Here is a 12611-nt window from a genome sequence, read left to right as displayed (position 1 = left end):
CGCCTCGGCGGAAGACTCGCTCTCGTCCTCGGACGGGAGCTCGGCCCGACCTGTCGACGCCGACGTACGAGCGTCGTCGGACGGCTCAGCCGAGGCGGCCTCGACCGAGGGCGCGTCGGCGTCCGCGATCGGCGCGTCGGCGTCCGCGGTGGGCGCGTCCGCGGCCGCGGATCCTTCAGGTCGGTCGTTCGCGGAGGCCGGGACTCGTGGGAGGACGCTGGCGGATGCTTCGTCGTCGAGCGCACGGTCGGCGGAGGCTGGCGACAGCCGCGCGTCGGACGGCTCAGCCGAGTCCGCCTCGGCGGAAGACTCGCTCTCGTCCTCGGACGGGAGCTCGGCCCGACCTGTCGACGCCGACGTACGAGCGTCGTCAGACACCCCAGCTGAGTCGCCCTCGGCCGAGGGCGCGTCGGCGTTCGCGCCAGGCGCGTCCACATCAGCGGATGCTTCAGCTCGGTCGTTCGCGGAGGCCGGGACTCGCGGGAGAACGCTGGTGGATGCTTCGTCGTCGAGCGCACGGTCGGCGGCGGCTGCCGACGTACGGGCGTCGGCGGATGTCTCAGCCGCGTCCGCCTCTGCCGAAGGATTGTCGCCGGCCGTGGATGGGAGTGCGTCGGTCGGCTGCGCCTCACCGAGGGCTTGGTCGACGGGGGCGGTCGAGGCGGCATCGGCTGGGGACGCCTCGGACGGGAGGCTGTCCGGCTCCTCTGATGCCGACGGATGAGCATCGTCGGCTAGTTCGGCCGAGTCTGTCCCGGCGGGGGACTTGTTGCCGTCCGCGGACGAGGGCGCGTTGGTCGGCTGTACCTCGGCGACGGACTCGTCACCCTCTTCGGACGAGGGCGCGTCGGTCGGCTGCGACTCGTCACCGTCCCCGGACGGGAGCGCGCTGGTCGGCTGCTTCCCTTCGACGGCCTCGTCAGCGGCTTCGGAGGTGAGCGCGTTGGTCGGCTGCGATTCGTCGAGGGGCTCGTCGCCGGTTTCGGGCGAGAGCGCGTCGGTCGGCTGCGGCTCGTCGAGGGGCTCATCATCGGCTGCGGATGAGGGTGCGTTGGCCGAGGACGGGTCGGGCTGGGAGGTGGCTGCGCCTGCCGAAACGGGAGGGCGGGCGTCGGCGATGGAGTCCGTTGAGGCCGGCTCGGGTCGGAGGGCGCTGGTCTGCGCTGCCTCGGCGAGGGGCTCGTCGGTGAGCGCAGGCGCGAGTGGATCGGCCGAGGGTGTCTCGGGCTGGAGGGCGTCTGCGTCGGATGGAGTCGACTCGGACGGGGAACCGTCTGCGTTCACCGCGCCGGACAGGCGGGACTCGGCGGAAGCGTCCGCGGAGACCGAATCGGGCGAGGATTCGTCTGCGTCTGCCGCGGCGTGCGAACCGGCAGCGCCGGAGGCTTCCTCGGGGACCGAATCGGACGGGGCACTGTCCGCGTCCACCATCGCGGACGAGCCGGCCTCCGTGGGGACCGAATCGGACGGGGCACCGTCCGCGTCCAGCACGGCAGGCGAGTCGGCCTCCGTGGGGTCAGGCTCGGATGGGGCGCCGTTCAGCACGCCAGAGGAGCCGGCTTCAGCGGAGGCCGGTTCGGACGGGGAACTGTCTGCTTCGATCGGATCGGCGTCGGCGGATGCTTCTGCAGGGATTGGATCGGGCGAGGTTCCGGGGGCGTCCGTTGAGGCGGCTGGGGGCGCGTCAGTGGTGGGTTCGGGGGTGGTGGTCGGCGGGAGTTCACCGGAGGGCGCCTGCCCGTCGGGCGTCGGGGCCTTGAGGTCGGCGGAGCTAGTCTCGAGAGGAGCCTCGTTCTGTGCCCGGGCGTCGGGGCTGGCCTCGGCAGGTGCTTCGTCGTAGGCAGACTCTTCGTGCGGGTCGGGAGCGGCGGAGCGGGCCTCGACAGAGGCCTCCTCGTACGCCGGGTCCTCGTGGGGCTCGGGAGCGGAGGAGCCGGTCTCGAGAGGTCCGTTGGCGGAGGCTGAGTCCTCGTCGGGCTCGGGAGCGGCGGGAGGGGTTTCGTCGTGCGCCGGGTCCTCGTGGCGGTTGGCGCCGAGGGTGGGGCGTTCGGGGGGCTTGGGGATGGAGTCCTTGATCTCGCGGCGCCAGGCGAGGCGGACTACCGGGAGCTCCATGGTGCGCTCGGCGGGGTCTTCCTCGAACGTGGGGGGCTCGGCGGCGCGGTCCAGGGGGTCTACCGGCGGCGGCGTACCTAGGGCACCGGAGACACCGGAAACGCCGGCGACACCTGGTACGGCAGAGGCACTGGGCACACCGGGAGCACCGAGCACACCAGGGGCACCAGCAGCACCAGGGGCACCAGCAGGATCGAGCGCACCAGCACCAGCACCAGCAGGACCGCCACCAGGAGCAGCACCACCAGCAGGCCGCAGCGGTCTCGACTGGTCGAAGCTGTTTTCGATCCAGCGTTGTTTGAGCAGCGGGCGGAGGATCTTCCCGCCCGGCGTCGTCGGGAACTGGTGCCGAGGGACGGCGACCAGCTGCGCGGGCAGCGTCAGCCGGTCCAGCAGGGCCGAGCGGATGGCCTCGGCGAGGTCGGCGCGAGCGCCGGGGAGGTCGGCGTAGAAGACCATCAGGCGGTCGGTGCCGGTGGTGTTGTCGGCGACGCCGCAGGCGGCGATCAGGCCTTCGGGGGCGCCGGGGACGCCGGCGGCGACGGCTTCGATCTCGTGGGCGTAGTGGTTCTCGCCGTTCAGGACGATGCGTTCGCTGTCGCGGCCGGTGATGACGACCTGGCCGCCGGCGATGAACGCCTGGTCGCCGGTCGTGAGCCACTTGCGGGCCGGCCAGTTGCCGACGGGGAACGCGGCGCGGTCGGCGTCGGGGTTGCCCAGGTACCCGGGGGTGACGCGCGCGGAGGCGACCTGGAGCTGACCGATCCGGCCCTCGGGCAGGACGGCGCCGTTCGGGCCGACGATGCGGACCGTCGTACCGGGGGCTGGTGCTCCGACCGACAGCAGGCTCAGTACGCCGGGAGCGTCGACGCGCGGCTTGCCGGGGCGCGCGACCGCGACCTTGCCGGCCGGGGCCTGCTGGTCGACCCACTCGACGACGCCGGTCGGGGGGATGCGGACGCGGTGCACGTTCGGGGTGAGGCCGGGGCGGGCGAAGGTGATGCCGGTGACGGTCTCGGTCATGCCCCAGGCGGCGACGAAGGTCTCCGGTACGACGCCGAAGCGGTTGGTGAGCCGGAGGAACTCGCTCATCACCGGCACGGTGATCTGCTCGCCGCCGCTGACCAGGCTGCGCAGCGCGGACAGGTCCCAGTGCCGGTCGGGCTCGCCGGCGATCGCGGTGGTGACGAGGCGGTACCCGAAGTTGGGGGACCAGGAGTGGTTGACCCGGTGCTGGTCCATCAGGTCGAGCCAGCGCACCGGGTTGGCGAGGATCCAGCTGGTGCTGACGTGGATGTTGGTGCAGCCGGTGAAGACGGGCAGCAGGTGGTAGAGCAGGAACGCGCCGCTCTGGTCGAGCGGGAGCCAGTTGAGCGTGACCTGGCCGGGGCGGACCGGCAGCATGGCCGGCGTACCGGCGGCGAACTCGACGAGTCCGCGGTGGGTGAGCTGCGTGAGCTTCGGCGTACCGGTGCTGCTGCCGGACGACATCATCAGTACGGCGACGTCGTCGGCCGCGGGGCGGTGGAAGTCCGACGTCGGTTCGTGGCCGGCCAGGGCGTCGGGGTCGAGGACGGGCAGGCCGAGGTCGTCGGGGAGGTCGCTGGGGCGGCCGATCAGGACGGTCCAGCCGAGCAGGTCGGTGACCTTGCGGAGTCGTTCGCGGCCCTCCTCGGAGCGGTCGCCGGCCGGTGACGGGGAGATCAGCAGCGGGCGGATGCCGCCGAGGGTGCAGGCCCAGAACGCGGCGAAGAAGCCGACGGGTTCGGTGCAGTGCACGACGGCCGGGTCGCCGGCGCGGACGCCGTTGGCGCGCAGACCGGCCAGGATGCGGGCGGCGAGCTCGAGCAGCGTCGGGAAGTCGAGGCGCGTCTCGCGGCCGTCGGGGCCGATCTCGACGACGCCGGCGGTGCCGAAGTCGCGGGAGGCCCGCAGGAGTGCGCTGGGCAGGTCGCGGGGGTACCCGGCCGGGATCATCAGGGCCGGCCCGGTGCTGATCGCCGGTCGGTCCGCGCCGTTCCTCACCACGCCGTAGCCACCACCAGGTCAGCCTGCTCCGGAGCGGGCCGACTGAAACCTTCCAGTACGCCGTACGCCTGCCGCAGGCCGGCGTACGGCTGCAGGTGCGTGGAGGACCGGTTCACCGGGCGGGGTGAGGGTGCGGGCTGGGTACGGCTGTGGACCTCAGCGGCGCCAAGTCGGCGACCCACGGACACGCGCCTCCCCCACTGGACGGAGCCGGGCTCAGGGCATACCCGTCTCGCTCTCACCGACAGAACAGCCCCGTAAACAGCCGGGCGGCGATGCCTCATCGTGCCGACCGACAGCCGTGAACCCTACCAGCCGGCGGGTGGGCCGGAGGAGTCCGTTCTCAGCAGCCGAAAGTTAAGAATTGCGGTGGCCCCTGACAGAGAAGACAACGAGCGTCGGCGCGATCGGATACGGCCCGACGGCCAACTGGCGGGAACTTGCCACGGCGTACGGAAAGGGTGGGTGCTGAGGGGATCGAACCCCCGACATCTTCCTTGTAAGGGAAGCGCTCTACCGCTGAGCTAAGCACCCGGGAGCGACGTACTTTACCCGAGTCCGGGGACCAGTTCGGCCAACGCGCGGGCGTAGTCGTCCGGGTCCCGCGCGTCCGGTACGTCGTTGACGACCGACCACCGCACGACCCCCGCGGCGTCGATCACGAACGTCCCGCGGAGGGCACATCCACGCGTCGCGTCGAACACCCCGTACGACGACGCGATCGCCCCGTGCGGCCAGAAGTCGCTCAGCAGGGCGAGCTCCAGCCGCGCGGACTCGGCGTACGCGCGCAGGGTGAACATCGGGTCGCAGGAGATCCCGACGAAGTCCGCCGCGGCAAGCAGGTCGGGCCGGTCCCGCAGCGCCTCCAGCTCGCTCGTGCAGACCCGGCTGAAGGCGTACGGGTAGAACACCACGACCACCGGCCGCCCGCCCCGGAGGGACGTGAGGCGGAACGGCTCGCCGTGCTGCGTGCGGGCGGTGAAGTCCGGTGCCTCGCTGCCGACCAGGAGGGCGGCAGCGGGGCTCACTTCTTGACTCGCGGCGACTTCGGCATCACCAGTTTGGTGGCGGACCAGTCATCGGTCACGGTCAGGCTGCTGGTCGTTGACAGTCCGGCGGTCGGTGCTGCCTCGGCGACGTCGGCGGCGTCGACGTAGCCGTCCCGGCCCACCTTCGGCGTCATCAGCCACACCACGCCGCCGGCCTTCAGGTCGGTCAGGACGTCGAACAGCGCGTCGACCAGGTCGCCGTCACCGTCCCGGAACCAGAGCAGCACGACGTCCACGACGTCATCGGTGTCCTCGCCGACGAATTCCTCGCCGGTCGTTTCCTGGATGGCGTCGCGCAGGGCGTCGTCGCAGTCCTCGTCGTAGCCGAGCTCCTGGACGACCCAGCCGCTCTCCAGGCCGAGCCGGCTCGCCATGTTCGGCTCGCCGCTCTTGCCGTCCGCGTGGTCCGCGGTCGCGCTCACGTGTCCTCCTCCGTCGTCCCCGCAGCGCGGGGGTAGGCGTCAGTAGCAGTAGTCCATCGTGGCCTACCGCGTCGCGCAAGTATGCACGAGGGTTCCGTGACGTGTCCGGTATCCGCGTGCCGCGGAGGGTGCGTGTCCGCTCCCACCGCTGCTCCGGGGCCGGATCCTGCCCGGGAAGGGACGCAAAGTAGAACGCATTCCGAACAGGTGACAGGATTGCTAGGAGTACCGACTAGTGCTTGGCAGGATCGACTAGACAGAACGGCAGGACACCGTGGCTTCCGGACACGAACCACCAGCCATCATCACCGAGGGGATGCCGACCCAGCTCCCCGACATCGACCCCGACGAAACTCGTGAGTGGGTCGAATCGCTCGACGCCGTGCTGGACGAGCGCGGCAAGGCGCGAGCGCGCTACCTGATGCTCAAGCTGATCGAGCGGGCCCGGGAGCGGCAGGTCGGCGTCCCCGCGCTGCGGAGCACCGACTACATCAACTCGATCCCGCCCGAGCGCGAGCCGTGGTTCCCCGGTGACGAGCACATCGAACGGCGGATCCGGGCCTTCATCCGGTGGAACGCCGCGGTGATGGTGAGCAAGGCCAACCGCAAGGGCCTCGAGGTCGGCGGTCACATCGCCACCTACCAGTCCGCGGCGAGCCTGTACGAGGTCGGTTTCAACCACTTCTTCCGCGGCAAGGACGCCCCGGGCGGTGGCGACCAGATCTTCATCCAGGGGCACGCCTCCCCGGGCATCTACGCCCGCGCGTTCCTCGAGGGCCGCCTGAGCTCCGACCAGCTGGACGGGTTCCGCCAGGAGGTCTCCCGCGGTCCGCACCAGGGCCTGTCGTCGTACCCGCACCCGCGGTTGATGCCGGACTTCTGGGAGTACCCGACGGTCTCCATGGGTCTGGCCGCGCTGGACTCGATCTACCAAGCCCGGTTCAACCGGTACCTGCACAACCGCGGCATCAAGGACACCAGCGACCAGCACGTCTGGACGTTCCTGGGTGACGGCGAGATGGGTGAGCCGGAGTCGCTCGGCGCGATCGGCCTGGCCGCCCGCGAGGAGCTCGACAACCTCACCTTCGTGATCAACTGCAACCTGCAGCAGCTGGACGGACCGGTCCGTGGCAACGGCAAGGTCATCCAGGAGCTGGAGGCGTTCTTCCGCGGTGCCGGCTGGAATGTCATCAAGGTGGTCTGGGGCCGCGAGTGGGACGCGCTGCTGGCGCAGGACCACGACGGCGCGCTGGTCAACAAGATGAACACCACCCCCGACGGCCAGTTCCAGACCTACTCGGTCGAGTCCGGTGAGTACATCCGGAACAACTTCTTCGGCGGCGACCAGCGGCTGCGGCAGATGGTCAGCAACCTGTCCGACGAGGACCTGCGCAAGCTGCCCCGCGGCGGTCACGACTACCGCAAGGTGTACGCCGCGTTCAAGAGCGCCAAGGAGCACGTCGGGCAGCCGACGGTCATCCTGGCCCAGACCGTCAAGGGCTGGACGATCGAGGCGCTGGAGGGCCGCAACGCGACCCACCAGATGAAGAAGCTGACCTCGGACGACCTGAAGCTGTTCCGCGACCGGCTCTACCTGCCGATCGAGGACAAGGACCTCGAGGACGCCTACAACCCGCCGTACTTCCACCCCGGCACGGACTCGCCGGAGTACCAGTACATGATGGAGCGCCGGCGTCAGCTCGGTGGCTTCCTGCCCGAGCGGCGGGTGGCCCCGAAGACGTCGCTGAAGCTGCCGGGCGACAAGGTCTACGCGCCGCTCAGCAAGGGCAACGAGAAGACCCCGGTGGCCACCACGATGGCGCTGGTGCGGCTGTTCCGCGACCTGATGAAGGACCCGGAGATCGGCGACCGGATCGTCCCGATCGCCCCGGACGAGTACCGCACGTTCGGCATGGACTCGATGTTCCCGACGGCCAAGATCTACTCGCCGCACGGGCAGACCTACGAGTCGGTCGACCGCGCGCTGCTGCTGTCGTACAAGGAGTCGGCCCAGGGCCAGCTGCTGCACGAGGGCATCAGCGAGGCCGGCGCGATGGGGTCGATGATCGCGGCGGCGACGGCGTACGCGACGCACGGCGAGCCGATGATCCCGTTCTACATCTTCTACTCGATGTTCGGGTTCCAGCGCACCGGCGACTCGCTCTGGGCGCTCGGCGACCAGCTCGGCCGCGGCTTCCTGGTCGGCGCGACAGCAGGCCGTACGACGCTCACCGGCGAGGGGCTGCAGCACGCCGACGGGCACTCCCCGCTGCTCGCCTCGACGAACCCGGCGGCCGTGCACTACGACCCCGGTTTCGCCTACGAAGTCGCGCACATCGTCAAGGACGGGCTGCGCCGGATGTACGGCTACGGCCTGGACAAGGACAAGCCGTTCGGCGAGGACATCTTCTACTACCTCACCGTCTACAACGAGCCGGTCCCGCAGCCGGCCGAGCCGGAGAACCTCGACGTCGCGGCGCTGCTCAAGGGCCTGTACCGCTTCAACGAGGGTCAGGCCGAGGCCGACGCGCCGCGGGTCCAGCTGCTCGGCTCCGGTGTGGCGCTGCCGTGGGTCCGCAAGGCCCAGCAGATCCTCGCCGAGGAGTACAACGTGGCCGCCGACGTCTGGTCGGTCACCTCGTGGAACGAGTTGCGCCGCGACGCCATCGCCGCGGAGGAGCACAACCTGCTCCACCCGGACGAGGACGAGCGGGTGCCGTTCGTCACCGAGCAGCTGAAGGACACCAAGGGCCCGGTCGTTGCCGTCAGCGACTTCATGCGGGCGGTGCAGGACCAGATCTCCCGCTGGGTCCCGAACGACTACACCTCGCTCGGTACCGACGGCTGGGGCCTGGCCGACACCCGCGCGGCGGCGCGCCGGCACTTCCACGTCGACGCCGAGTCGATCGTGGTCGCCACGCTGGAGATCCTCGCCAAGCGCGGTGACGTCAAGCGCGAGGTGGCCGCCGAGGCCGCCCGCAAGTACCGCATCGACGACCCGACCGTGGTCGCCGGCGTGAAGCAGGAGGGCGCCGGCGCCTGATCCGCGCCGCTGCCTGATCGAAGGGCCGTCCGCCTTGGAGGTGGACGGCCCTTCGCCTTATCGGGATGAGAATCCGGTGGGTCCCGCTCTAGCCTTGACGCATGCCTGAGCTGATCGCGCCGACCGTCGCCCTGCGGAACTCCTGGCTGGAGTCGTCGCTCGAGTGGGGTTCGGAGAGCCAGCACGGTTCCGGTGTGCACGAGTCCGACGACGTGGGCAGCGTCGAGGGATTCAGCGCCTGGGTCGAGCGGCTGAGGCTGGAGGGCGACGAGACCCGCGAGCTCGCGCCGGGCCGCGTGCCGGCGGCGTACTGGTGGATCGTTGACGACGGCAAGTACGCCGGCGCGATCACCCTGCGGTACCGGCTCAACGACAAGCTGCTCGACGGCGGCGGGCACATCGGGTACGGCGTACGGCCGTCGGCGCGTCAGCGGGGGCTCGCGACGTGGGCGCTCGGCGCGGTGCTCGACCGGGCCCGAGAGCGCGGGATGGACCGCGTGCTGGTCACCTGCGACGACGGCAACGCCGCATCGGCGCGGACGATCGAGCGCAACGGCGGCGTGCTCGAAGACGTCCGCGACACCTGGCTCGGCCTGACGCGGCGGTACTGGATCGCGCTCTGACAACCCGGTGACCGTGGGCCCGCGGCGACCCGTTACGGTCGACTCGTTTGGTCGACGATCTACGGGGAGTAGTCGAGCGTGTCGGAAACGCAACAGGAGAAGGCGTTCTTCGGGCACCCTCGGGGCCTGATGACGCTGTTCACCACCGAGTTGTGGGAGCGGTTCAGCTACTACGGGATGCGCGCCATCCTGCTGCTGTACCTGACCGACCAGGCGCACGGGCTCGGCCTCGGGCAGTCGCTCGGCGAGGCCGTCGTCTCGATCTACGGCGCGTCGGTCTACCTGCTGTCCGTGCTCGGCGGCTGGTTCGCCGACCGCGTCTTCGGCGCCCGGCGTACGGTCCTGTACGGCGGTGCCGTGATCGTCGCCGGCCACCTGTGCCTCGCGATCCCGGTCGAGGGCCTGGCCTACCTCGGCATCGCGCTCGTTGCCCTCGGCACCGGTCTGCTGAAGCCGAACGTCTCGACGATGGTCGGCACCCTGTACGACGCCGGCGACAAGCGTCGCGACTCGGCGTTCTCGATCTTCTACATGGGCATCAACATCGGCTCGTTCAGCGCGCCGTTCGTGGTCGGGTTCCTGCGCCGCGAGTTCGGCTTCCACGTCGCGTTCGCGGCGGCCGCGGTCGGGATGACGCTCGCGCTGGTCGCCTACGTGCTCGGGCGCCGGACGCTGCACGGCCGCGGCGACGCTCCGCCGAACCCGCTGACCGCCGAGGACCGGCCGACGATGCTGAAGATCAGCGGCGCCGTGGTCGCGCTGCTGGTGGTCGTGTTCGGGATCTCGGCCTGGATCTCCGGCGGGATCGGGCCGAAGCCGGTCGTCGACGCGATCTCGTACCTGTGCTTCCTGGCCCCGATCGCGTACTTCACGATGCTGCTGCGCAGCCCGCTGGTGACGCCGACCGAGAAGCAGCAGGTCAGGGCCTACATCCCGCTGTTCGTCGCGGCGATGCTGTTCTTCATGCTGTTCGAGCAGGCGGCGACGACGCTGACCACGTTCGCCGCGGACCGGACGTCGCTGGAGCTGATCGGGATCTCGCTCTCGCCGGAGTTCTTCCAGTCGGTCAACCCCTTCTCGATCATCGTGCTGGCACCGGTGTTCGCGGTGGTCTGGATCAAGCTCGGCGACCGCGGGCCGGGGATCGGGCAGAAGTTCGCGACCGGGCTGTTGCTGGCCGGGATCTCGTTCGCCGTGATGGCCGTCGCGTCGGCCGTCACCGGCGAGGGCCTCGCCTCACCGCTGTGGCTCGTCCTGGTCTACGTGATCCAGACCCTCGGCGAACTGTTCCTCTCCCCCGTCGGCCTGGCCGCGACCACGGTCCTCGCGCCGAAGGCGTTCCTGAGTCAGATGATGGCGTTGTGGTTCCTGGCTCCGGCGGCGGGACAGGCGATCACGGCTCAGCTCGTGCAGGCGACGGAGGGCGCGTCGGACACGGCGTACTTCGGTGGGCTGGCCGTGGTGACGATCGTCTTCGCCTTGGCGCTCTACTTCCTGGCGCCCTGGATCCGGCGGCACGCCGCACCGCGTCCCTGATTTCACTCTCCAGAGGGAGCCGTTTCCCCCGTGTGGGTGAGGTTTTCGGGACTTTCGGCTTGCAAGCTTGAGGGCATGACCGAGAGACCTGTGCCGCGCTGGGCCGAGTGGCTGGCGCACGCGATTCCGTTCCTGGTGCTGCCGTCGGGGCTGTGGCGGCTGGGGCTAGTCGCCGGCTCCTCGATGGGGATGCTGGACGACGCCGGGCAGCCCGCGATGCTGCACGGGACCGGGGAACACGTGTACATCGTGTGCCTGACGATGTTCTCCGAAGCGGTCGCGTTGACCGCGTTCGGGATGGTGCGGCGGTGGGGTGAGGTGGTGCCGTCGTGGATCCCGTTGATCGGCGGGCGCCGGGTCGCGCCGTACGCGGCGATCGTGCCGGCGACGCTGGGGAGCCTGGCGCTGATCGCGATCTGGACGTACGGGTTCCGCGACGTGTTCAGCGGGCAGTTCCTGCCGTTCAGCAGCGACGCGGCGGCGGCGCTGATGATCAGCTGCTACGCGCCGCTGAACCTGTGGGGGCCTGCGCTGCTGGTGCTGACCTGGGCGTACTACCGGCGCCGGGTGAGCGGCGCCCGGCGGGAGGGGGTGCTGGTCTCATGAGGCTCGGAACCTTCCCGGCCCGGCCACCCGCGCTGGGAGGCCGTCGATTTCCCTCGCTGCGCTCCTCCCCGCCCGGGAGATGCCTGGAAGGATCCTGGGCGGGGAGCGTGGTCTCAGCGGGAGCGTGGGCGCGGCTTGAGGCGAGTGCCGGGGAGTGGCGGGGCGGGGAGCGGGTCGCCGTCGTAGCCGGGGACGGCTGGGAAGCGGGCCGAGCCGCGCGCCTCGATCGACGCCATCCAGTCGTTGCGGGCAGCAACGATCTCCTCGTGCGAGCGGCCGATGAAGTTCCACCACATCACCAGTTCCTCCTCGAACGGTTCACCGCCGAGCAGCAGGAAGCGGGCGCCGTCGGCGGCCGCGGTCAGCTCGATGGCGTCCCGGCCGGTGCCGAAGTACGCCATTTCGCCGAACGCCGGCGCGACCTCTCCGGCGTCGACTTCGCCGTCGACCACCAGTACGGCGTACTCGAACTCAGGCGTCAGCGGGAGGCTGATGGTCCGCCCAGGCTCGATCGTGACGTCAGCCCCGACCAGGGGCGTGTACGCCGGGGCCGGCGACGTGACCCCGCCGACCGTGCCGATCATCACCTGCACGCGTGCACCGTCGAGCTCGAGCACGGGCAGGTCGGCGTACGCGTCGAAGGTCGGCGTGACCGTGTTGCGCGCCGACTCGGGCAGCGCGACCCACAGCTGCGCGCCGTGCAGCGTCGGAGGTGCCGAGGGCAACGAGATCTCCGAGTGCGCGATCCCCGGGCCCGAGGTCATGATGTTCAGCTCGCCCGGCCGGACCATCGCGTGCGAGCCGGCCGAGTCGCGGTGCTCGATCTCGCCCTCGAACAGCCAGCTCACCGTCTGCAGACTGGTGTGCGGGTGCGGCGGGACGAGCATGCCCTGCTCCCCCGGTCCGTCGTACGAGTCGACGCGCTGGGTCAGGTCGTCGGGCCCGTAGTGATCGGCGAAGCACCAGGCGCCGACCATCCGGCGGTTCTTGTTCGGCAGCAACCGGCGGACCTTGGTGGTCCGGCCGAGCACCACCTGCCGCGGCTCCAGCAGTTCCTGCACCGGCCCCTCGGACCCCGCCCCGTCACAGACGACCTCGGCCGGGTCCTTCTCCAAGTCGCTCATGCAACGAGTATGGACTCCGGCACCTGTTGCGTGGTCGGGTAGGGACGACGTCCGACACCAGGAGG

At 70.5% G+C, this 12611-nt stretch carries 9 protein-coding genes and 1 tRNA gene; 4 read left to right on the top strand and 6 right to left on the bottom strand.

Going from position 1 to position 12611, the window contains the following annotated elements:
* The 5 genes from ACLQ2O_RS28825 to ACLQ2O_RS28805 form a co-directional block, all read right to left on the bottom strand.
* Window positions 1-4143, bottom strand: a 4143-nt coding sequence (locus ACLQ2O_RS28825) for an AMP-binding protein (RefSeq protein ID WP_425837209.1), incomplete at its 3' end; no start/stop codon positions are given.
* The gene (locus ACLQ2O_RS28820) at window positions 4137-4325 is read right to left on the bottom strand and encodes a hypothetical protein (protein ID WP_425837206.1); all 189 of its coding nucleotides are present in this window, start codon (window positions 4323-4325) and stop codon (window positions 4137-4139) included. The genes ACLQ2O_RS28825 and ACLQ2O_RS28820, both read right to left, overlap by 7 nt.
* Before the next feature lie 280 nt (window positions 4326-4605).
* Window positions 4606-4677 (bottom strand) — tRNA-Val (locus tag ACLQ2O_RS28815).
* Window positions 4678-4691: 14 nt separating this feature from the next.
* Window positions 4692-5171: a peroxiredoxin gene (locus tag ACLQ2O_RS28810; protein WP_425837203.1), complete on the bottom strand. Its 480-nt coding sequence runs from the start codon at window positions 5169-5171 to the stop codon at window positions 4692-4694.
* Complete coding sequence (locus ACLQ2O_RS28805) at window positions 5168-5614, bottom strand: DUF3052 domain-containing protein (RefSeq protein WP_425837200.1); 447 nt, start codon at window positions 5612-5614, stop codon at window positions 5168-5170. The genes ACLQ2O_RS28810 and ACLQ2O_RS28805 overlap by 4 nt, the downstream gene beginning before the upstream one ends.
* 316 nt (window positions 5615-5930) lie before the next feature.
* Here ACLQ2O_RS28805 and aceE point away from each other — a divergent pair, with 316 nt between their 5' ends.
* From aceE to ACLQ2O_RS28785, 4 genes are all read left to right on the top strand, one after another.
* Window positions 5931-8657, top strand: a complete 2727-nt coding sequence (gene aceE / locus ACLQ2O_RS28800) for a pyruvate dehydrogenase (acetyl-transferring), homodimeric type (protein ID WP_425837825.1) — start codon at window positions 5931-5933, stop codon at window positions 8655-8657.
* A gap of 101 nt (window positions 8658-8758) precedes the next feature.
* On the top strand, window positions 8759-9280 hold the full coding sequence (locus ACLQ2O_RS28795; RefSeq protein ID WP_425837198.1) for a GNAT family N-acetyltransferase: 522 nt from the start codon (window positions 8759-8761) through the stop codon (window positions 9278-9280).
* A 78-nt stretch (window positions 9281-9358) separates the two neighbouring features.
* Window positions 9359-10816, top strand: coding sequence for a peptide MFS transporter (locus tag ACLQ2O_RS28790; protein WP_425837195.1), 1458 nt, complete (start codon window positions 9359-9361; stop codon window positions 10814-10816).
* Window positions 10817-10891: 75 nt separating this feature from the next.
* On the top strand, window positions 10892-11422 hold the full coding sequence (locus tag ACLQ2O_RS28785) for a hypothetical protein (RefSeq protein WP_425837192.1): 531 nt from the start codon (window positions 10892-10894) through the stop codon (window positions 11420-11422).
* Between the two features lie 113 nt (window positions 11423-11535).
* Here ACLQ2O_RS28785 and ACLQ2O_RS28780 read toward each other — a convergent pair whose 3' ends face one another.
* Complete coding sequence (locus tag ACLQ2O_RS28780) at window positions 11536-12546, bottom strand: pirin family protein (RefSeq protein WP_425837189.1); 1011 nt, start codon at window positions 12544-12546, stop codon at window positions 11536-11538.
* Window positions 12547-12611 lie beyond the last annotated feature (65 nt).

Source organism: Kribbella sp. DT2 (assembly GCF_049844575.1).
In the GTDB taxonomy this organism is placed as follows: domain Bacteria; phylum Actinomycetota; class Actinomycetes; order Propionibacteriales; family Kribbellaceae; genus Kribbella.
The sequence above is the reverse complement of the archived record's forward strand: the minus strand, read 5'-3'. Positions and strand labels throughout refer to the sequence as shown.

Bases quoted from the DNA above. Each gene is read 5' to 3' on its own strand.
- aceE (WP_425837825.1), top strand. From the start codon at position 5,931: ATGCCGACCCAGCTCCCCGACATCGACCCCGACGAAACTCGTGAGTGG.
- ACLQ2O_RS28795 (WP_425837198.1), top strand. From the start codon at position 8,759: ATGCCTGAGCTGATCGCGCCGACCGTCGCCCTGCGGAACTCCTGGCTG.
- ACLQ2O_RS28785 (WP_425837192.1), top strand. From the start codon at position 10,892: ATGACCGAGAGACCTGTGCCGCGCTGGGCCGAGTGGCTGGCGCACGCG.
- ACLQ2O_RS28780 (WP_425837189.1), bottom strand. From the start codon at position 12,546: ATGAGCGACTTGGAGAAGGACCCGGCCGAGGTCGTCTGTGACGGGGCG.